7 protein-coding genes are annotated in these 23,663 nt (G+C 48.6%); all 7 read left to right on the top strand.

What is annotated here, in order from left to right; all coding sequences use genetic code 11:
• Positions 1-247: 247 nt before the first annotated feature.
• Positions 248-6,751 carry an SDR family NAD(P)-dependent oxidoreductase gene (locus tag AC3FZD_RS06800; protein WP_488739399.1) on the top strand — a complete coding sequence of 2,168 codons (6,504 nt, stop codon included), beginning with the start codon at positions 248-250 and terminating at the stop codon, positions 6,749-6,751.
• Entirely contained in the window at positions 6,748-11,130 is a 4,383-nt protein-coding gene (locus tag AC3FZD_RS06795) for a condensation domain-containing protein (protein ID WP_488739398.1), read from the top strand. The genes AC3FZD_RS06800 and AC3FZD_RS06795 overlap by 4 nt, the downstream gene beginning before the upstream one ends.
• Before the next feature lie 98 nt (positions 11,131-11,228).
• Complete coding sequence (locus AC3FZD_RS06790; RefSeq protein WP_488739397.1) at positions 11,229-16,841, top strand: type I polyketide synthase; 5,613 nt, start codon at positions 11,229-11,231, stop codon at positions 16,839-16,841.
• A 40-nt stretch (positions 16,842-16,881) separates the two neighbouring features.
• Positions 16,882-20,730 (top strand): type I polyketide synthase, encoded by a 3,849-nt coding sequence (locus tag AC3FZD_RS06785; RefSeq protein ID WP_488739396.1) that lies wholly within the window; start codon positions 16,882-16,884, stop codon positions 20,728-20,730.
• A gap of 9 nt (positions 20,731-20,739) precedes the next feature.
• On the top strand, positions 20,740-20,979 hold the full coding sequence (locus AC3FZD_RS06780; RefSeq protein WP_488739395.1) for an acyl carrier protein: 240 nt from the start codon (positions 20,740-20,742) through the stop codon (positions 20,977-20,979).
• A 63-nt stretch (positions 20,980-21,042) separates the two neighbouring features.
• Complete coding sequence (locus AC3FZD_RS06775; RefSeq protein WP_488739394.1) at positions 21,043-22,290, top strand: beta-ketoacyl synthase N-terminal-like domain-containing protein; 1,248 nt, start codon at positions 21,043-21,045, stop codon at positions 22,288-22,290.
• A gap of 112 nt (positions 22,291-22,402) precedes the next feature.
• Positions 22,403-23,662 (top strand): hydroxymethylglutaryl-CoA synthase family protein, encoded by a 1,260-nt coding sequence (locus AC3FZD_RS06770; RefSeq protein WP_488739393.1) that lies wholly within the window; start codon positions 22,403-22,405, stop codon positions 23,660-23,662.
• Position 23,663 lies beyond the last annotated feature (1 nt).

Raw genomic sequence — 23,663 nt, 5'->3', positions numbered from 1 at the left:
TAGATGGTACACTAAAATTCAAATGAATCAAGAACTAAATTGTAGAGACAAACTAAAAAACTCTATGGTTTATGATATTGTTAACTCAGGGAGCTATCAAGACTCAATGAAACAACTATATTATCGGTCAATAATCTGGCTACAAAAAATAACCTCTAATTGAGCTGCTAAACAGAAGGTAGTCCAATTCAATCCACAATTCGGATATTTTTATCGTATAGTTTTGTGTCTTAATTGATTAAAAAAAATGAAGTGTAAAGAAAACAAAGAAGCTCCAGAGATTGCTGTCATTGGTATAAGCTGCCGATTTCCAGGGGCAAATGACTACAATCAATTTTGGCGGAATTTGGAGAAAGGGGTTAATAGTGTTACCGAAGTCCCCGGTCAGAGGTGGGCTATAGAAAAATATTATTCATCTACGCCACAAGACCCCCATAAAACTATCAGTAAGTGGGGGGGATTTATGGAAGGAGTAGATGAGTTTGATGCTCATTTCTTTGGAGTTTCTCCTAGGGAAGCAGAGCGCATCGATCCCCAGCATAGGATCATGCTGGAATTAAGTTGGTCTTGTTTAGAAGATGCGGGTTATGCGCCGGATAAACTAGCCGGGAGCCTTGTGGGTGTTTTTGTGGGAGTATGCAACTATGACTATGATTTATTGCAACATCAAAATGAAGAAAATGTAAATGGCCATAGTGGTACGGGGACTTGGGTTTGCATGTTGCCTAATCGCATTTCTTCATTCTTTCATTTTCATGGGCCGAGTATTCCCGTAGATGCGGCTTGTTCGAGTTCTTTAGTTGCGGTTCATCAGGCAATTAATGCCCTTCAAGAGTTAGAATGCGAGCAGGCTTTAGTGGGGGGTGTGAGTGTTTGTTGTACTCCAACTCGCTATATTCAAATGAGTCAACTGGGCATGTTATCCCCTACGGGTCAGTGTAAAGCCTTTGACCAAGATGCCGATGGCTATGTCCGGGGAGAGGGTGCAGGGATGATCTTATTGAAACCCCTAAAAAAGGCGATCGCCGATGGAGACCGTATTTATGGGGTGATCAAAGGGAGCGCCGTTAACCATGGAGGAAAAGCGCGGACGCTCACCTCTCCCAACGTCTACGCCCAAGCCCAAGTGCTGCGTACTGCCTATAGCAAAGCCAACATTCTCCCCAATACCATCTCCTATATTGAAGCCCATGGAACCGGCACACCCCTGGGCGATCCGATTGAAGTCAATGCACTGAAACGGGGATTTAGACAACTCTATCAGGAATATGGATTAACCGCCTCTAAAACCGCCTACTGTGGTTTAGGGGCGGTAAAAAGTAATATCGGTCACTTAGAAGGAGCCGCCGGAATTGCGGGACTGATTAAAATTCTCCTCGCCATGCAACACAAGAAACTGGCTAAAATTGTCAACTTCAATGGACTCAATCCCCGCATCAACCTGAAAGATAGTCCCTTTTATATTATTGACAAAACCCAGAAGTGGAAGAAACTGAAAACCGAATCGGGTAAAAAAATTCCCCGTCGAGCAGGAGTCAGTTCCTTTGGTATTGGTGGCGTAAATGCCCATGTGATTGTCGAAGAACCGCCCCGTAGAGCGAAAAAAACCTTAAAACATCCGGCAAAAACTTCATCGGGTCATCATCTTTTTAATCTATCGACCCAAAGCAAAACGTCCCTAGAAGCCTTAGTTAAAGGTTATCAAACTTATCTAAAAAAGAATCCGAAAACTTCCTTAGCAGAACTCTGTTATACTCTGCATCAAGGCCGAGAACATAACTTTCCGGAACGGTTGGCGATCGCCACCTCCAGCACCCAAGACCTGCACGCGCAACTGAGCCTCTTCCTCAAACAGCCCGAAAATAGCGCAGTCATGCGGGGGAAAGCACTGGGAGAAGCGCCAAAAATTGCCTTTCTCTTCACTGGACAAGGCTCTCAGTACCCCAACATGGGTAAAGAACTCTACAACACCCAAGCCGTATTTAAAGCTACTTTAGATACCTGTAACCAACTCCTCAAACCCTATCTGAAACCCTCCTTACTCGACCTGCTCTACACCCCCAAATATGCCCAGGAACTCCACGAAACCGAATATACCCAACCCGCCCTGTTTGCCGTCGAATATGCTCTAGCCAAACTCTGGGAATCTTGGGGGATTCAACCCCATTGGGTCATGGGTCATAGTGTAGGAGAATACGTGGCAGCCTGTATAGCCGGAGTCTTTAGCCTGGAAGACGGGCTAAAACTGATCGCTGCGCGAGGGCGTTTAATGCAGCAACTTCCCCCTGGCGGCGAAATGGTTTCCTTGTTAGCCACAGAATCGGAAGTGGTAGAGGTGCTAAGGCAGCTTCCGTCGAAAGGGAAGGTAGAAATTGCTGCCTACAATGGCCCCAATAGTATCGTCCTCTCTGGGGAGCAAAAAGAAGTACAAGCGGCGATCGCCCACTGTGAGAAAATGGGCATCAAAACCAAACAACTGCAAGTCTCCCATGCTTTCCACTCTGTCCTCATGGAACCCATGCTGGCAGAATTTAGAGCAGTAGCAGCAGAAATTGACTTCCATCAACCCAATATTCCCCTGATCTCCAATGTTACCGGCACAGAGATCGGTGCAGAGATCGCCAACCCAGACTACTGGCTAACTCACATTCGCCAACCCGTCTACTTTGCCCAAAGTATGGAAACCTTAAAGCAACAGGGGTGTAAAACCTTCCTGGAAATTGGCCCCAAACCTATCTTACTGGGCATGGGTCGGCAGTGTGTAGCCGATGGTCTGGGGAGTTGGCTGCCCTCCCTGCGTCCGCAAATCTCAGAAGAACAACAAATTCTCTCTAGTTTAGGGGAACTCTATGTACAAGGAGTTTCCGTCAACTGGTCAAGCTTTTATCCCGGACAGCAGTATCAAAAAATAGCCCTGCCCACCTATCCCTTCGATCGCCAACGGTATTGGATCGAGTCCCAACCCATCCAACCCAAACACAACCTAATTACCGGTAAACTCCTCCATCCCCTGCTAGGAGAGAAACTGCACTTAGCCGGAATTGACAATCAACAGCGCTTTGAATCTTATCTAGCAGAAACCGCCCCAGGGTATCTCAAAGATCACCGAGTATTCGATCGCGCCCTATTCCCCGCTACCGGTTACCTGGAAATGGCGATCGCCTGCGCCAAAGAACTCTTCAACGCCCATCACTTAGTCATCGAAGAAGTCACCATCAGACAAGGCTTACTGCTCCCAGAAAACGAAGTTAAGCGGGTACAAACCCTAGTCACCCCCATCAGCAAACAGCGCTACCAGTTCCAGATCTACAGTACCTCGGCTGACCAAGATGACCCCACCTGGACATTACACACCGAAGGCAAACTGATGCATAGCACATCAGCATCCCAGTGTCAAGTCGATCTCAAAGAACAGGAAACAACCTGCACCATAGAAATTACCAAGGAAGCCCATTACCACCATTATCACGAGATGGGTTTAGAGTATGGTCAAAGTTTCCAAGGGGTTAGCCAGCTCTGGAAAGGAGAAGGAAAAATCTGCGCCAAGTTGGAACTACCAGAGGATCTCAGCGAAGACCTGAAAGACTATCACATTCACCCAGCTTTACTCGATGCCGCCTTCCAAGCCATGGGACAAGCCCTGGAGAGCAGCAAACCCGATGTCACCTATTTACCCATCGGTATTGACCAGCTTACCCTCTATCATCGACCTGGAGCAGAAGTTTGGGCGATCGCCTCCCTCGACCCTAAAACCGGAAAAGGCCACATCAACCTAGTCGATGACCAAGGAACCCTCTTAGTCGAAATCAAAGGACTCACCCTAGTTCCCACAACAGCCTCCGCGCTCCTACGCAGCTTGCAACCCGGTTTAGGAGAAATCTATTACCGGCTCAACTGGGAAGAAATGCCCTTAAGATCGGGTACAGAAGCACAACCGGGTAAATGGTTAGTCTTTGCCCCCAACGCCCAACTAGCCGAAGCCGTAGAAAAAGCCCTCAAACCCCAAGAGCAAACCTGTATTTGGATCTCGGCGGGGAAAAAATACCGCCCGTTCAAAACCCCCCACTATCAAATCAACCCTACAGAGGCCGAACACTATCAAAAATTGCTCCAGGATCACCCCGATATCACCGGTATTGTGCATCTCTGGGCCACCGTAGGGGTAGGTTTAAAACCCATCCCTACGGAACCCCCCGCCCCTACAAACCTGGCAAGCATCCTACATCTGGTGCAAGCTCTCAATAAAGCGAAAATCAACCCCCAGCTATCCCTGGTTACCCAAGGAACTCAAAACGTCCTCGATCCAACAGAAGTCACCCAACCCCATGCTGCCACCCTCTGGGGTTTGGGGCGATCCCTCGTTCTCGAACAGCCTAAACTCAACTGTCGGCGCATCGACCTCGATCCCAATACCTCCATCCATGCCAGCATTCCCGGATTAGTTGCCGAACTGCTCAGTGAGAACCCCGACGATCAAATTGCCCTACGTCAAGGACGGCGCTATGTGGCTCGGTTAGAACACCGGAAAACCCCTCTTCGACTCCGCTCAGGAAACGGGCAAGACAGGCAACCGGTACAACTGAAACTCTCTGAATATGGCTCCATCGACAACCTCACCTGGGAAACCCTAGAGCGTCGTCTCCCTGGTGTAGGTGAAGTAGAAATCGAAGTGAAAGCCGTAGGACTCAATTTCCGCGATGTCCTCAACTCCTTGGGGATGCTCAAAGATTACTATGCTCAACATTTGGGCATCACCCATGCCGATGAATTGACCTTTGGTTTTGAATGTGCAGGAACCATCGTTACAGTAGGCGAAGGGGTGAATGAATGGAAAATTGGCGATCGCGTCATGGCCACCTTACTCAATGATGGCTTTAGTAGCTACCTCACCACCTCCGCCAACCGGGTGATGCCCCTGCCCAACCCCCTAAACTTCACCCAAGCGGCAACCCTGCCCTTAACCTTCCTCACCGCCTACTATGGTTTACAGGAATTGGCCCAACTTAAAGCAGGCGATAAAATCTTAATCCATTCGGCTGCCGGAGGAGTCGGCCAAGCCGCCGTGCAAATTGCCCAAGCTGCCGGAGCCGAAATTTTCGCCACCGCCAGTCCTGGAAAATGGGACTTCCTCAAATCTTTGGGCATCCAGCATATTATGAACTCCCGCACCCTCGACTTTGCCCAAGAGATCCAAGAAAAAACCCAAGGCAAAGGGGTAGATGTCGTCCTAAACAGTCTCAATGGAGAATTCATCGAAAAAAGTCTAGAGATCCTAGCCAAAAATGGACGCTTTGTCGAAATCGGTAAAATCGGCATTTGGAGTGCAGAAGCAGTCCAAGCCAAGCGTCCCGACGTGCAATACTTCCCCTTCGACCTCGGAGAAGTGGCCCAAAGACAACCAGGTATTGTCACTCAACTGGGTAATGCTCTGGTTCCCCAATGGGAAAACGGAACCCTCAACCCTTTACCGCATCAAACCTTTGCCAGCATAGAAATTAAAGAAGCCTTCCGCCATATGCAACAGGCCAAGCATATTGGCAAAGTGGTCATTTCCCTACCGGAACAACCCAGGAAAGTGTCCATCAAACCCCAAGCCACCTATCTCATTACTGGGGGGTTAGGGGCATTAGGCTTAGAAATTGCTCAGTGGATGATCGAGCAAGGAGCAACCCACCTGGTGCTAACCTCCCGTCGTTCGCCTTCAGAAACGGATCTAGCCAAAATTGCCCAACTCGAAAGTGGGGGCGCAACCCTGACGACTATCACAGCCGATATTTCTCAAGCCACAGATAACGCCCAACTCCTAGAACAAATCTCCAGCACCTTACCCCCCCTCAAAGGTATTATCCATGCAGCCGGAGTCTTAGACGACGGACTGCTGCAAAGCCTCACCTGGGAACAGTTCACCAAAGTCATGGCTCCCAAAGTCCTGGGAACCTGGCATTTGCATCAACTCACCCAAGAGTTACCCCTAGATTTCTTTGTCTGCTTCTCTTCCATTGCTTCCCTGTTTGGATCGGCCGGACAAAGTAATTATGCAGCCGCCAACAGCTTTATGGATGCGATCGCCCATTATCGTCGAGGATTAGGTTTACCAGCCCTCACCATTAACTGGGGGCCCTGGGGTAAAGTAGGTATGGCCGCCAACTTAAGCGCCGAACTACAACAGCGCTTAGAAAAGAGTGGTCTGCGCTCCCTTGACCCCGAAGAAGGGATGCAAGCCTTATCCGAACTCTTATCAGAGGGCGAAGCGCAAATGGCCGTAGTTCCCGTGCAGTGGCCCGACTTCCTGCGCCAACTGCCAGAACAGCAAAAACACGCCACCTTCGAGAAATTTAGCTCTCGCATCCATGAAGAAAGTCAGGAAAAAACAGAGGAAGAAAAAGGAACCGACAAGAATCGCCTGCTCGACCAACTCCAAGCTGCCCCCAACGAGGAAAGAGAACCCCTTCTCTTAAGCCTGCTTCAGCCGAAAATTGCCCATCTTTTAGGCATGAAAGACGGAAAAATCGATCCTGAAAAACCCTTAACCATGATGGGACTTGATTCCCTCCTAGCGGTGGAATTACGCAACCTGCTCCAGCGAGAACTGGAGGTGGATATTCCCATTCCTAAACTGATTGAAGGAATCAGCATCATTGAGATTGCTCAATGGGTCACTCAGCACTTATTATTAGAGCAACTAAGCGCTGTAGACCATTCGCCCACTGAAAATAGCCCAGAAGAAGACATGGAGGAAGTTACCCTATGAACCTCACGGAAATTTTATCAAAAGCTAAGAGTGCAGGCATCAAACTCTGGGCTGAAGGCGGTGAACTGAAAATTCGCGCCCCCAAAGGAGCATTAACCACAGAAATCAGAGAGCTGCTCTCGGAAAATAAGTCAGCTCTGTTAAAACTTTTGCAAAATCAATCCACTGGAAATGCTCTGCCCCTGGTTCCTAGGGAGAGGCAGGGTAAAATTCCTCTCTCTTATCAACAGGAGCGGTTGTGGACGGTGACGCAGTTAATGAGCGATAGTGCGGCGCTGAACCTCTGCCAAGCTCTAAGAATTGAGGGTAAAATTGATGAGAAAAAACTCCAGTCCTGTCTGGATCAAATCAGCGATCGCCATGAAACCCTCAGAACTACATTTGCTTGGGTGGATGGCACTTTAGTTCAAGAGATTTTACCGAGCGTGCCGGTGGAAATAGAGGTCAAGGAATACGATAAACTCACGAAAGCGAATAAATCCCAGGTGGTTAAAGAACGGGTGGAAGCGCTTTTAAATCAATCCTTCGATGTGTCTCAAGCGCCCCTGTTTGCCTTTGAGCTACTGAAATTTAGCAAGAAAGAAGCGGTTTTAATTTCGGTCTTCCACCACATCATCACCGATGGACTCTCCCATAATTTGCTCTCAGAAGAGTTATTAAAACTCTATGATGCTACGTTATCTAAAGAACCCTATCCCCTGGCTGACTTAGAGATTCAATACGCTGATTATGCCCTCTGGCAGCGAGAATCGTTACAGGGAGAAAGGTTAGATTCAGGATTGAAATATTGGCAGGAAAAACTGGCTGATCTTCCCACCCTTTACCCGGTTCCGATTGACCGATTTCCCCTACAGGTGGATGTCAAACCTACCCCGACAAGAGGGACTCAGCAGTATTTTGAAGTGCCCCAATCTACCGCCGAATTAGTCCAACAGTTTGCCCAGGAATACAATGTCACTCCGGTAGTTGTTTTTCTATCGGTTTTTTATGTTTTAGTTTATCAATATTCTCTGAAAAAAGACATTGTATTGGGCTTTCCCGTTTCGGGGCGCTCTGAGGCTAAATTACAAAAGGCGATCGGCTTTTTTGCAGATATTATCCTCTTGCGGGAAAAACTAGACGAGAGCGCAAGCTTCAAAGCGCTCTTATCTGAGATCAAACGAACGACGCTAGAGGCTTATGCTCACCAACATATTCCCCTTAATTATGTAAGTGAATTGATCCAATCCTTCGGCTCTGCTCAGGAAGCACCCACAGGTAATCAAAGCTATAAGAATTTATTCCAACTGTTCTTTGACTATATCGATATGGGGGAAGATGTTCCCAGTTATAAGAATATTACGACCCAATCAATTGAGGAAAAATTACCTGCTGATATTGATTTGTTTTTTACCCTGATTAAGATGGAAGGGGAACTGAAAGGCTCGTTAACTTATAATGCAGGGGTGTTCGATCCAGAGACCATTAAGGGATTGATCGATTCCTATCTGTTGATTTTAGGCCAAGCCCTCCATAAACCAGAAACCCCTCTCCAGAGTTTCTCCCTCTCCCCAGAACTGGAGAATCATAAAGCGGAAATTCATAGTCAAGAGAAGGTGCGATCGCTCCTAGAAACCGCATTAACCACTCAACCAGAGGTTAAAGAATGTGCTGTTTTACTCCAAGATAACCATAAAATCGCTTATATTGTCGCCGACCCCTTGACTTTGGATAAGCTGCACGCAAACCTGGCTCAATCGATTCTCACCCCTGGCTTGCTTCCCGATGCCTATGTCCCCATTTCTACTCTGCCCAAGACGCGATCGGCAGAGGTAGACGAAGCCGCTTTAAGCCAACTGGAAATCCTGGATGCAGAGGTAGTCGCTCGCTGGGAAGAGAAGTTGCGATCGCACCCCGACATCGAACAAGTCGCCGTCATCACGCAGCCGCGCACCACCTACAGCGTCACCCGCCCCTTCACGGGTGACGCTGTAGGGGAGGGTTTCAAACCCGCCCCTACAAACAACGCAAAAGGGAAAAAACCTGTACCCGTTCCTGAAACCTGCGAAGTAGACAAAATTGCCCAATCCATCGAGTTTGACACCTGGGTGGACTTACTGCCCGGAACCGAAAACCCCGCTATTTTCAGCACCGATAATCGCCAGCCCCTCACCCATGCCCAACTGAAGCGCTTTGTGCAACAGCGACTCGAAAATGCCAGCCTGAGCGCATTGGGGATCAAATTAGGCGATCGCGTCTGCTCCGCCCTCCCCAACGGGCCAGAAGCCGCCCTCGCCTTCCTCTCCATGGCTCAAGAATGCGTCTTTGCCCCCATCAACCCGGCTTTAACCGAAAAGCATGTCCTCTTTGAACTAGAAGACCTAAGCGCCGTCGCCCTCATTCTCAAACGGGGAGAAGCTGAAAACGACAAACTCAAAGCCTGTGCCGAAAGTGTGGGCGTGCGCGTCATCGAACTGATTCCCGATGCGTCGGTTTGCGGACTCTATACCCTAGAAGAAGTCACCAGCAAAAAGACCAACATCCAACCCGTTACCCCGAAAAAACCGAGCCGGGAAGATATCGCCCTTGTCTTACACACCAGTGGCACAACCAAACGTCCCAAAACCGTCCCCCTCACCCATGGCAACCTCACCGCAGGCTCCCTCACCATCAGCCGCACCATCGCCATTACCCCAGAAGACACCTGTATCAATGTTATGCCCCTCTTCCATATTCATGGCTTGTCCGTGAATATCTTGGCCACCTTCTTAGCTGGGGCTAGTGTAATCTGCACCCCAGGGTTATATGGTGCAGATAACGGCGTTGAGGGCTTCTTTGAGTGGCTAAAACCAGGGGATGGTAGACCCGCCCCCACCTGGTATTCTGCCGTGCCCACCATGCACCAAGCCATTCTCGACTATGCAGAAAAAGTAATCTCCCAAACCGGCAGCCCTCCCCCCCATTCCCTGAAACTGATCCGCAACTGTTCTGCTGCTCTGCTACCCACCATTGCCGAACGCATGGCGGAGGTCTTCAACTGTGAAATTTTACCCACCTACGCCATGACCGAATCTATGCCCATTTGTAGTCCCCAAGTGGGTAAGGGCTTGTCCCGGCGGGGTTCTGTCGGTCAAGCGGCCGGGCCGAAACTGATTATCGGGGAAGTAGACGAAACCGGCAAAGGTCAACCCAAACTGAAGATTCTGCCCCCCTTTGCGGAAGGGGAAGTAATGGTACGGGGCGCTTGCGTCACCTCCGGGTACGAGTTGCGCGACTGGATGGACTATAACCCCAATCAAGAATCCTTTATTGACGGTTGGCTGCGAACGGGCGATAAGGGCTATGTCGATGAAGATGGCTATGTGTATCTAGTTGGTCGATTTAAGGAAATCATTAACCGGGGTGGTGAAAAGATCAGCCCCATGATGATTGAAGATATTGTCCAACAACACCCGGCTGTGGGTCAGGTGGTAGTATTTGCTGCCCCCCATGAACTCTGGGGAGAAGTGGTCGGCGCGGCGATCGTTTTGGCTCCAGGTGAAACCAAGCGCCCCTCCTTAGCTGCTTTGCGTCAGTTTATTTTGCAACAAAAAGAACTGGAGCTTCAGTGGTTACCAGAGTGTTTGGTCTGGATGGACTCTATTCCCAAAGGAGCCACCGGCAAACCGGCCCGCATTGGCTTAGGCAAGCGCTTAGGACTGCCAGTGATGCCGGAAAATGCCCAGGATGCCCCCCATACGTTCATTGCCACGGAGAAAGCCGACGGCACGTATATTTTAGAAACGCCAGAACATCAACCCCAAGATGATCATGGAGAATGTTATACCCTGCATCAGTTGGCGGCCTATTTTACCTCGAAGACGGAGAATTTACACTTAGAGGGGTTAGCTGACTCGAATGTGCCTGACCTCCTCGGTCATCCCACATTTATCAGTCCCTCTGCCCTGGTTCAGTTACCGGAATTACCCTTAACTAAGAGTGGAGAAATTGACCGCAAAAAACTCCGCAACTTGGCCCATCAGAGCGAAGAAGCGGCCAGTACCCCAGCCCTAGAAGGGAACGAAATTGAGCAGGCGATCGCTAAAATTTGGTGCGAAGTGCTGCAACTCGAAACCGTAGGCATCCATGATAACTTCTTTGAATTGGGGGGGAAATCGGTGCTGTTGGTTCAGGTCTATAGTAAATTGCAAGATCGCTTCGATCTAAACTTAAAAGTTGTGGATCTTTTAGCCTATCCAACGATTTACGCCTTGAGCGAATATCTAGCCAGCAGTGGATCGACAAAAACACCCGCGAAACCGAGCAACGAAAAACGCTTAACCAAACGCCTAGAAAAAGCTCAAGCCAAAAAAGATCGCAGTAGCGCCCGGAAAAAACATCGCACCTCTGCGCGGGAATAAACCTGATGGGGGATAGGGAGATGGAGAGAGGGTAAGTTACGCCCCCCATTACCAATAATTACCAATTACCAATAGAAAAAATATAAAGAAAACCTAAAATGACTACTAATCTCAATCCAACTGAAGACTATCTAATCGATGATAATGATATTGCCATTATTGGCATGTCGGGACGGTTTCCGGGGGCCAAAACCATCGATGAGTTTTGGCAAAACTTAAAAAACGGAAGTGAAGGGATTTCGTTTTTATCGGAATCCCAACTATTAAGATCAGGGATTGAAAAAGATCTGCTCAGTAATCCGAACTACGTGAAAGCGAGTGGATCAATTCAGGATATCGATCGCTTTGATGCTCAGTTTTTTAACTACTCTCCCAGGGAAGCCGAAGAACTCGATCCGCAGCAGAGACTGTTTCTGGAGTGTTCTTGGGAGGCGATCGAAAGTGCAGGCTATAATCCAGAAGCCTATGATGGCTCCATTGGGGTTTATGGGGGGAGTGGACTGCCGACTTACCTGATGTCTCACCTGGGAGAGAAGGATTTTATTGTCCTCAGTAGTCGCTCCTTTGAGCAGATGGTGGCCAATGATAAGGACTATTTGGCCACTAGAGTCGCCTATAAACTGAATTTAACGGGCCCGGCGATTAATGTGCAAACTGCTTGCTCCACCTCTCTCGTCGCGGTTCATCTAGCCTGTCAAAGTATTCTCAATGGGGAATGTGACATGGCGTTAGCGGGTGGGGTGTCGATCCAAGTGCCTCAAGAGGTGGGCTATTTGTATCAGGAGGGGATGGTGTTATCTCCCGATGGTCATTGTCGTGCTTTTGACGAGAAAGCCCAGGGGACGGTTTTTGCAAATGGCGTTGGAGTGGTTTTACTGAAGGGGTTACAGGATGCCATTGATGATGGCGATCCGATCTATGCAGTAATTAAAGGATCAGCAATTAATAATGATGGTTCCTTAAAACTGGGCTATACTGCACCCAGTGTGGAAGGACAAGCGGCGGTTATTGCTGAGGCGCAGGCGATCGCCGGAATCGATCCCAGGACGATATCCTATCTAGAAAGCCATGGTACGGGAACCAAGCTCGGCGACCCCATTGAAGTAGAGAGCCTAACCCGCGTTTTCTCTGCCCAAACGGATGAAAAGCAATTTTGTGCCATTGGTTCGGTAAAGACCAATGTGGGCCACTTAAACACGGCCGCTGGTGTGGTGTCGCTGATTAAAACGGCGTTGTGTCTCAAGCATCAGACCCTAGTCCCCAGTTTAAACTTCGATCGCCCCAATCCCCAAATCGACTTTGCCAATAGTCCCTTTTATGTCCATACCCAACTGTCTCCCTGGGAAACCGAACAGCTCCCCCGTCGCGCTGGGGTGAGTTCTTTTGGGGTAGGGGGAACCAACGCCCATCTAGTGTTGCAAGAACCGCCACCTGTGCAGAAAGAAGAGAATGAAGAGGACAGACCTCATCATATTTTGGCTCTGTCTGCAAAGACTCCACAAGCCTTAGCTGATGCGGCCAGGAATTATCGGCATTATCTGCAACAGAACCCGGATGTGGATCTGGCAGATGTTTGCTATAGCGCCAATACGGGACGGGCCCATTTTCCCTATCGTTTGGCTGTAACGGCAACCAGCATTGAAGAGTTAGCCGAGAAATTATCCCTCGATGATACTGTAGGGGGGGGCAAACCCGCCCCTACCCAACCCAAAATCGTCTTTTTATTCACTGGGCAAGGGTCGCAAGCGGAAAATATGGGGTTGGAACTCTATAAATCTTCCCCCGTATTTCGGGATGCTATTGATGAGTGCGACGAATTGCTTGACCTGAAACCCTCCTTACTCGAAGTTCTCTATCCTGAGCTGAATCAAAAGAAACGGGGGAGAAAGCCGAAGAAGTCACCCCTGGATGAAACCGGTTATACCCAACCCGCCCTGTTTGCTGTGGAATATGCCCTTGCTAAAGTCTGGCAATCTTGGGGCATAGAACCTGATGCTGTCATGGGTCACAGCGTCGGCGAATATGTGGCGGCAGTCATGGCAGGGGTGTTTAGCCTGGAAGATGGGTTAAAACTGATTCAAGCGCGGGGTCAGTTGATGCAACAATTGCCTGCGGGTGGCGGGATGGTTTCGGTCATGGCTTCAACCGCTAAGATGGAACCTCTGTTAAAGGAATATGGGGAAAAAGTGGCGATCGCCGCTATCAATGGCCCCGAAAGTACGGTAATTTCTGGAGACAACGGCGTATTAGCCCAAATTACATCCCAACTAGAAGCTGAAGGCATCAAAACCAAAGCGCTGCAAGTCTCCCACGCCTTCCACTCTCCCCTGATGGAACCCATGTTAGCGGAGTTTGAGGCAGTGGCCCAGGAACTCACCTACGAGCAACCGCAACTTACCTTAATCTCCAATGTCACCGGAACCCTAGCCGATGCAACCTTGGCTACCCCTCAATATTGGGTCGATCATGTGCGTCAACCGGTGCGGTTTGCCCAAAGTATGCAAACGTTGCACCGACAAGGCTATGAATTATTCCTAGAAGTTGGCCCCCAACCGATTCTCCTGGGCATGGGGCGTAAATGTTTACCCCCAAATGCGGGGACTTGGTTGCCCTCTTTGCGTTTCGCTTCGCGACATGAATCGGGAGTCGAGGACTGGGAGCAGATGCTATTGAGTTTGGGCGAACTCTATGGGCAAGGTGCAAGGGTTGATTGGGTAGAATTTGATGCCGAATATAATCGGCAAAAACTCGTGTTGCCTACCTATCCCTTCCAACGGGAACGGTATTGGATCGAACCCTTCGCCAGCCAAAAGGTAGGAGCAGGTTCACCTAATCTGTCATCTTCCCCGTCCCCCCATTCCCCCACTCTCTTAGGTCAGAAATTCCCCTTACCCTTGACCGATCAGGTGCGTTTTCAAACCTACTTTAGTCCGGAATTTCCCTCCTATGTCAAAGATCACCGCTACTATGGCAAAGTGGTGGTGGCTGGAGCCTCTCATATTGTCATGGGCTTATTAGCAGGTCAAGATACTCTCAAGAGTGAAGCCTGTGTTTTAGATGACATTGAGTTTATGCAGATTTTGGGGGGAGATGAGGGGCGATCGGTTCAAGTTCTGTTACAAGCGACCGGTAGTGAGAAATATGAGTATCAATTGATCAGTTGCTTGGCGGGTCGTGAAAGTGACCCCTCTGCTGATTGGATTGTGCATACTAAGGCGAAGGTGAGACCCCCTAAACCGACGGAATTGAAGCGGGAACCCCTGGATCTAGAGGAGATTAAATCCCGATGCCCGCGCCACTTGTCGAGTGGCGAATATTACTCTGCTGTCCTCGATCCCTTAGATGGACAGTTTACATTAGGAACCACGTTCCAATGGACTCAAGAAGCCTATATTGGGGATGGAGAAGGGTTAATTAAACTCAAATCTCCATCGAGTCATCCTGAGATGGATGAGTATTGGCCCCATCCAGGTATGATTGATGGGGGGATTGTACCGGTGGCGCTGCTTTCCGTTTCTAAAGAGTCTGAGAATGGCTCGGAATCCACACAACCGGCTGCCTATGCGTTTACCAGTGCGGAGAGTTTCCGCTTTTTGCAGACTATTGACAAAAATCAAGAATTATGGTATTACACCAAAATTGATGAGTTCCTGAGTCCGGGACAACTGCGCGGTAACACGGTTTTACTCACCTCAACCGGTGAAGTGGTGGCGGAGTATATCGGTATTGATTTCCGGGAACTGAGCCGTAAGTTGCTCCTCAAGAGCTTTGGCTTGGATTTGGATGAGTGGTACTATCAGGTGCAATGGCAACCCGTATCTATGGCATCTGTTGAGAAAGAGGAGAAAACGGGAACCTATTTGGTATTAGTGCCCGATGAGAGTTGGGGCGATCGCCTCTCGAAAGCCTTAAGCGAAAAGGGATATGGGGCAATTCTCGCCTATCCCGGAGACAGTTATCAGCAAGTGGACGATCGCCATTATCAACTGCGGCCGACAGCAGCAGAAGATTTTCGCCAAGGGTTGGATAGGGTGCGTGCTAGAGAAGACAACCTACAGGGAATTCTGCACCTGTGGAGTTTAGCGGAAACTGGGGAAACGGCGATCGCCCAAATGCAAGAATTAACCTGTGGCAGTATCCTGCATCTGTTGCAAAGTTACCCATCGATCAAGGACTTACCCCCCCTCTGGTTGGTTACCCAAGGAGCGCAGCAGGTGGGAGACGAATCCCTCGTGGCTCCCTTCTCTTCCCTGCTGTGGGGTTTGGGTAAGGTGATTCCCATGGAACATCCAGAACTGAATTGTCGCTGTGTTGATTTAGACCCCAGCGCCCAGAATCCAGAAACCGATTTAATGGCAGAACTGTTATCTACAGATGCCGAAAATCAGGTCGCCTATCGCCAGGGAGAACGTCAGGTGATGCGGATGGTGAGGGGACAGTCTGGTGTAGGGGTGGCCTCTGTAGGGGTGGGTTTGAAACCCTCTCCTACGGAAGGCTCGGTTCTGATTACCGGAGGATTAGGAGCGCTCGGTCTAGAATTGGCCCAATGGTTAGCCAGTAAAGGAGCGGGTCACCTGATATTAACGGGGCGCTCAAACCCTTCTACCCTAGCCCAAGAAACGATTCGGAGTTTAGAAGAAAGTGGGGTCAGCGTCTCGGTAATCTTAGCAGATATGGGCCAAGAATCTGATGTGGCCAATTTATTTAAGCAAATCGAGAAGTTGCCCCCGCTTAAGGGTGTGATTCATGGGGCCGGATTATTAGATGATGGGGTCTTGCAACAAATGAGTTGGGAGCGCTTTACCCAAGTGCTGGCTCCCAAGGTGGCGGGAGCTTGGTATTTACATCAATTGACTAAAGATCTACCGTTAGATTTCTTTGTCTGTTTTTCCTCGATTACCTCCGTGTTGGGTTCGCCGGGTCAAGGGAATTATGCGGCCGCTAATGGCTTTCTAGATGCGATCGCCGCTTATCGTTGGTGTCAAGGCTTACCAGGACTGAGCATTAACTGGGGCCCTTGGGCGAATATTGGTCTGGCGGCTCGCATGGGGGCCCAGCAGCAAAATCGCTTGGTGGATCAAGGGATTCAGATGATTCCCTCGGAGCAAGGTCTACAAGCGTTTGAGGAATTATTGGGGGCAAAAACAACCCAGATGGCTGTCTTTCCAGTCAACTGGCCCCAATTCCTGACCCAATTGGGGATTAATCAACTCCCTCCCCTACTGGGTGAAATTGCCGGTCAATTCGATCTAGAAAATCTGGGCGCGTCCTCCGGCCCCAGGTTACGGGAATTTTTAGAGCAAGTAAAAGCCGCATCGGGCGATCGCCGCCATCTGATGATTCTGGAGTATCTCACCACTACGGTGGCCAAGGTTTTGAGGCGGCCGAAAGACTTGCCCGACCCCGAAGAAGGCTTCTTTAACCTCGGTCTCGATTCCCTGATGACTATTGATTTAGCGCAAAAAATCCAAAATGATTTAGGCATTTCCCTGTCTTCAACGGCCACATTTGAGTATCCCAATATTCGGGAACTGACTGGTTATGTGGATGGGGTAATTCCCAAACTTGAAGTGGTGGAAACCCAATCAGAAGAAGCGGTTTCTGAGATGGATATGGAGCAGTTAATGCTAGAAATTAGCCAATTATCAGGCGCAGCTCTCGACCAGTCCATCGAGCAAGCACTCACTGAACTTTACCAACTGATCAATTAAAAAATTTCAGGTCGGCGACAGCCAAAAAAATTAAAAATTTATGGATAGTCAACTTTCTAAGGAACAACGTCTACTCGTAGCGGTTCGCCAGGCGATCGCCAAACTGAATCAAATTGAAGAATCCAAAAGCGAGGCGATCGCCATTATCGGTATGGGATGCCGATTTCCCGGTGGGGGAGAGAGTCCAGAAACCTACTGGGATATGCTCAAAACCTCCAAAGATGCCCGGTGCGACATTCCCAAAGACCGGTGGGATATTGACCGCTATTATGACGAAGACCCGGAAGTACCGGGGAAAATGTATGTGCGTCAAGGGTATTTCCTAGAGCAAAAGGTGGATCAATTTGAACCTGCTTTTTTCGGGATTTCGGGATTAGAAGCGGCAAAAATGGACCCTTCCCAGCGCCTGTTGTTGGAAGTGAGCTGGGAAGCCTTGGAACATGCGGGAATTGCCCCCAAAAGTCTGAAAAATACGGAGACCGGGGTGTATGTGGGTCAATGTTTTAATGACTACGCCAGGGTCGGCAGTGATATCTCCGTGAATCAGCTACCGGATTTTTATCTCGGTACGGGTACAGCAATGAATATTACTGCCGGTCGCATTGCCTATGTATTGGGACTGCAAGGGCCGACCTTTTGCCTGGATACCACTTGCTCGTCTTCCTTGGTTACGGTACATTTAGCGGCTCAAAGTTTACGCCTAGGTGAATGCGATCTGGCCCTGGCGGGAGGGGTGAATTTGATGCTGCATCCCTCAGTAACCCATGGATTTTGTAAGGGTAGGGCTTTGGCTCCTGATAGTCGCTGCAAGACCTTTGACGCGAGTGCGGATGGGTATGCTCGCGGAGAAGGCTGCGGGATGTTGGTATTAAAACGAGTGAGGGATGCAGTTCGAGATGGCGATCGCATTTTAGCCCTAGTTCGCGGTTCCGCCATTAACCACGATGGCCCCAGTAGCGGCCTCACCGTTCCCAACCAACAGGCCCAGAAAAAAGTGATTCGCCAGGCCCTGAAAAGTGCCAAACTTGACCCTGCACAGGTCAGTTATGTGGAATGTCACGGCACAGGAACCTCCCTCGGTGACCCCTTGGAGGTCAAAGCCCTTGATGAAGTCTACTGTCAAAATCGCGACAAAGACAATCCCTTGATGTTGGGAGCGGTTAAAAGTAATATCGGTCACTTAGAAGCGGCGGCTGGCGTGGCCGGACTGATTAAAATTATCCTCTCCCTAAACCATGAAGAAATCCCCGCCAACCTCCATTTTAAGCAACCCAATCCCCGGATTGAGTGGCATAAAACGCCGATCAAAGTATTAGCAAAATCCGTTCCTTGGCCAAGGGGAGAACAGGAAAGAATTGCTGCAATTAGCGGCTTTGGCATGAGTGGAACCAATGCCCATTTGATTCTCTCGGAAGCACCCCAATTAGAGATAAAAGAAGAAGCACCTTTTAAGCGCCCCGATCAAGTCTTAACCCTATCTGCCAGAAGCGAACAATCCCTAAACGCACTCATCAGTCGCTATCACCAGGATTTAGCTCATCGCGAGTTTAAATTAGGTGATGTTTGCCATACGGCCAACACCGGACGCGCTGAATTTAACCATCGCTTGGCCTTGGTGGTGAAAAGTGAACAAGACTGTGTGAAAAAACTGCAAAAATTGCAATCAGGCGACGATGACGTTCCTGGAGTTTATCGAGGCAAATTGGGCAACAGTACACGGGGGCCCAAAATTGCCTTTTTATTCACCGGTCAAGGTTCCCAATACATCAATATGGGGCGAGAATTGTATGAAACTTCTCCTGTTTTTCAGCAGGCGATACAAGCATGCAATCAACGGTTGAATTCTGAATTAGAAAAACCCCTACTTTCTATTCTCTATCCAGACAGCGAAAGCAGCGAAGAAATCAATCAAACTGCTTATACACAACCGGTATTATTCGCCCTCGAATATGCCTTAGCGAAACTCTGGCAATCTTGGGGCATTGAACCCGATGTGGTCATGGGTCATAGTGTGGGAGAATATGTAGCCGCTACCCTTGCCGGAGTCTGGAGTTTGGAAGAAGGACTCAAACTGATTGCAGCGCGAGGACGACTGATGCAGCAACTCCCGGCTGGGGGTGGTATGGTGTCGGTGATGGCTTCGGAGGAGAAAGTCCGCCCCTTAGTGGAGTCGTTTGGGGAAAAAGTTAGTATTGCCGCTCTGAATGGCCCGGAAAGTACGGTGATTTCGGGAACACAAGAAGCGTTAGAATCCATTATTTCTCAACTAGAAGCGGAAGGAATTAAAACCAAAGCCCTGCAAGTTTCCCATGCTTTTCACTCTGCCTTAATGGAACCGATGTTAGCGAAATTTGAGGCAGTGGCAAAGAGCATCCATTACCAGATTCCGCGAATTCCTATGGTTTCTAATTTGACGGGAAAATTAGCCGATAAAACCATTAGCACTGCTCAATATTGGGTGGATCATATTCGCCAACCGGTGCAATTTTATCCCAGTATGAAAGTGTTAGCTGAACAGGAGGTGGAAATTTTCTTAGAAATTGGCCCTAAACCGATTTTATTGGGCATGGGTCGGGAATGTTTAATGGGATCGAAAAAAACCTGGCTGCCTAGTTTGCGTCCCGGTAAGCCGGATTGGGCACAATTACTGCAAAGTTTAGCGCAATTGTATGTAGATGGATTTAAGGTAGATTGGCTCACTTTTGACCAAGGTTATGCCTATCAAAAAGTGACCCTGCCGACCTATGCTTGGACAAAGCGGCGCTATTGGATTACGGATTTGCAAGAGTTTAAAGATAGAGTGGTTTCTGAGCCTGCGGCTGAACCGAAAACTACACCCGAACCTAAACCCGAACCAGAAACTGTTTTAGCGGCTAAGTCTGAGAATGGAAAACTGCGGTTGCTTGCTCCGGAAACGGTGGCTTCATGGCAAGGAAATTATCCCGAAGAAGCGCCGGTTTCTCGCAAAGTTAAATTATCTCTGTTACCGATAAGCTCACAAGATCTAGAGCCGAAACTGGTTTCTGAGGAAACGGTTAAACCGGTAACTCCTGCTGTTCTTACTGTTCCCCAACCTTCTATCAATATGACTGAATTAAAAGAGAAACTGAAACATCAATTAGCCGAAGCACTCTATTTAGAACCTGAAGAAATTGAAGAGGATCAAACCTTTATTGATTTGGGTTTAGATTCGATTGTGGGTGTGGAATGGATTAATACGATTAATAAAACCTATGGCTTAAATATTAAGGCAACTAAGCTGTATGATTATCCCAATTTGCGGGACTTTAGCGCCTATATTGGCCAGGAATTAGGGAATGCTGGAATTGCGGCAACACAAACTCCGGCGGCTGCTCCCGCACCGCAAACCAAGATAGAGGTTCCGGTTGCCGCACCTACGGTACAAGTGAATCGTTCGGAAGTCACACAAACGTTGAAAAAACAGTTGGCGGAGGCGCTTTATCTAGAATTGGATGAAATTGGCGAAGATCAGAAGTTTATTGATTTGGGTTTAGACTCAATTGTGGGTGTGGAATGGATTAATACGATTAATAAAACTTACAATTTGGATATCAAGGCGACAAAGTTGTATGATTATCCTACCTTGCTCGATTTTTCTACTTATATTGCGGGAGAAATGTCTCGCTTGGGTTCGGCTGGTGCGACAAGGGTTTCTCAGATGCCGAGCAAATCTGCCCCGACTCCTTCTCAACCGCGAGTAGAGGTCAAGCCCATAGCCACGGCAAATGCTCCGGTAGCGGCTAAACCTTCCCCAGAGGAAGCAAGGCAAAAATTACGGGCAATTTTAAATCAGGTGGCTCGGAAAGAGTTGTCTGTTACTGTGGCGAATCAAATGATTCAAACTTTAAAGCAAGAGGCTAAACTTTAGGAGATTTTTATGGATAAGGATAAAATTTTAAGTCTGATTAGAAAGTATACTCGCGAAGTGGCTCCGGAATTGGAAGATGCCCCCCTAGAGCCAACGGATAGCTTGAAAAGTTTAGGGGTGGATTCGGTGAATCGGGCGGAAATTTTGATGATGGTGATGGAGGATTTGGATCTGAATATTCCGCGTGTGGAGTTAGCTGGTGCGAATAATATTGGCGAGTTGGCTGATTTGTTTGTGGCGAAGTTGTAGGGTTTTGATCCCCCCAATCTCCCAGGGTGGTTTCGTTAAAATTTTTAATTTTTAATTGATCTAATGGTGCAGTTGCCGACTCGAATTAATATTACTGGAATGGGGATTTTAACGGCGATCGCCCAAACGGTTCCTGATTTTGCCGAGTCCTTATGGGCACAGAAAACGGCATTTGGCTATCTGAAACGCCCTGGAAGGGAAGGAAAGGAGCCGTTTTTGGGGGCGGAATTACCCGATCTCGATATTCAGTCGGCGCTTCCGGAGCATCGGGGACTGTTGCGAACGGCGAGTTGGAGTTCCCAAATGGCAACGCTGGCGCTCTCTCAAGCTTGGCAGGATGCCCAATTGGATGCGGCGATCGCCTCTGGAACCATTAACCCGGAACGGATCGGCTTGGTGGTGGGTGGCTCCAATTTTCAGCAGCGATCACACCAGGAACTGTGGCAAAAGTATCAATCTAAACCTCAGTTTATCCGCCCCACTTATGGCTTAACGGTGTGGGATACGGATATGGTGGGCATTTTGTCCCAATGTTTTCCCATCCGGGGGGAAGGCTATACGGTTGGGTGCGCTTCAGCCAGTGGAGCCTTAGCCATCATCCATGCCGCCCGTCAGATTCTCACGGGGGAAGCAGATGTCAGTATTGCCCTGGGAGCGCTGTTTGATTTTTCCGCTTGGGAATGTCAGGGGTTGAAGAATTTGGGGGCTATGGGCAGCGATAAGTTTAAGGATCGACCAGAGTTAGCCTGTCGCCCTTTTGACCGCGATCATGATGGCTTTATTTATGGGGAAGGTTGCGGCGTGTTGGTTCTAGAGCGAGCGGATCTGAGGGAGGTGGATATCCAGGGAACCCTCCTAGGCTGGGGATTAGCCTTAGATGGGAATCGCGCTCCCGATCCCTCCCAAGCGGGAGAAGAGCGGGCCATGCAGGCTGCACTAACCATGGCAGGGTTACAATCGAAACAAATTAATTATGTAAATACCCATGGAACCAGTTCTCCCCTGGGCGATCGCACCGAAGCAGCAGCCCTAAAAGCGGTGGGGTTGTCCCACAGTTGGATTAACTCTACGAAGTCCTTAACCGGCCATTGTTTAACCGGTGCGGGTGTTGTGGAGGCGATCGCTACTTTGCTGCAACTGAAAGCACAGTGCTGTCATGGAACCCACAATCTGATTCGTCCCATTGACCCGGATTTGAATTGGGTGACTGAGGCTTCTATACCTGCGGAAATTGAGTATGCGATCAGTAACAGTTTTGCTTTTGGTGGCATGAATGCGGCGATCGTTTTTGGCAACCAGGAGGTGAAATAGGAGATTATGAACATTCAAGAATACAAATTCGGGCGATCGTCAACTGACTAATATTATCTTAACTAAATACAAACGATATAGTATAATCATGGCAAAAGTGCTAGGAAAACCCATGAAATCAGTTGGTATTGAAGCTCTAAATATCTATGGAGGAGCCGCTAAGTTAGATGTAGCGATTTTAGCTAAAGCTAGGGAATTAGACCCCACTCGGTTTGAGAATTTACTCATGAAAGAAAAGAGTATGGCAATGCCCTATGAAGACCCGGTTTCCTTTGCCGTCAATGCCGCCAAACCCATTATTGATGAATTAACAGATGACGAAAAAAAACGGATCGAATTAGTCATTACTTGCAGCGAATCCGGGATTGATTTCGGTAAATCTATGAGTACCTACATTCATGATTATTTAGGACTCAAACGTAATTGCCGCATGTTTGAACTTAAGCAAGCCTGTTATTCCAGTACGGCTGGATTTCAGATGGCCCTAAACTTTATTTTAGCCCAAACTTCTCCCGGTGCAAAAGCCTTAGTTATCGCCACAGACCTCTCCCGATTTATTATCGAAGAAGGAGGAGAGGGGCTAACCGAAGATGCCTCCTTTGCCGAACCGAGTAATGGCTCTGGCGCAGTGGCTATTTTAGTCAGCGATAACCCCAAAGTTTTCCAAGTCGATGTAGGTTGTAATGGGTACTATGGTTATGAAGTCATGGACACCTGTAGGCCCACCCCAGATTCAGAAGCCGGAGATGCAGATTTATCCCTCCTTTCCTTTTTAGATTGCTGTGAAAATGCCTATCTTCAATATCAAGAACGAGTCGAAGATGTGGATTATCAAAACAGCTTTGGCTATCTCAGTTTTCATGCTCCTTTTGGAGGAATGGTCAAAGGAGCGCATCGAAGCATGATGCGGAAGTTTAAAAGAGCCAAACCCGTCGATATTGAAGCTGATTTTCAACGGCGCGTAATGCCGGGATTAATCTATTGTCAACAGGTGGGAAATATTCTCGCGGCTACCGTTTTGTTATCCCTAGCGAGTACCATTGATAATGGAGAATTTCATAATCCCAAGCGCATTGGGTTATTTTCCTATGGTTCCGGATGTTGTTCCGAGTTCTATAGTGGTGTAGTAACTCCTGAAGCTCAAAAACTGCAATCTAAACGAGGTATGGCGGCTCATTTATCTAACCGCTATGCTTTAAATATTGACCAATACGAGCAATTATTGCGTGATAGTCGTTTAGTGGCTTTCGGAACTCGGAATGTACAGTTGGATTATCAATTATTTCCAGAAATTTGGCAAAAATTTGAGGGCACAGGTCGCTTAGTCCTCAAACAGATTAAGGAGTTTCACCGGGAATATGAGTGGGTATAAT

The organism is Roseofilum sp. KMC-1 (assembly GCF_057802075.1).
This window is presented reverse-complemented; position numbering and strand designations above follow the sequence as displayed.

Coding starts and splice junctions, on each gene's coding strand:
- AC3FZD_RS06795 (WP_488739398.1), top strand. CDS start 6,748: ATGAACCTCACGGAAATTTTATCAAAAGCTAAGAGTGCAGGCATCAAA.
- AC3FZD_RS06770 (WP_488739393.1), top strand. CDS start 22,403: ATGAAATCAGTTGGTATTGAAGCTCTAAATATCTATGGAGGAGCCGCT.
- AC3FZD_RS06800 (WP_488739399.1), top strand. CDS start 248: ATGAAGTGTAAAGAAAACAAAGAAGCTCCAGAGATTGCTGTCATTGGT.
- AC3FZD_RS06775 (WP_488739394.1), top strand. CDS start 21,043: ATGGTGCAGTTGCCGACTCGAATTAATATTACTGGAATGGGGATTTTA.
- AC3FZD_RS06780 (WP_488739395.1), top strand. CDS start 20,740: ATGGATAAGGATAAAATTTTAAGTCTGATTAGAAAGTATACTCGCGAA.
- AC3FZD_RS06785 (WP_488739396.1), top strand. CDS start 16,882: ATGGATAGTCAACTTTCTAAGGAACAACGTCTACTCGTAGCGGTTCGC.
- AC3FZD_RS06790 (WP_488739397.1), top strand. CDS start 11,229: ATGACTACTAATCTCAATCCAACTGAAGACTATCTAATCGATGATAAT.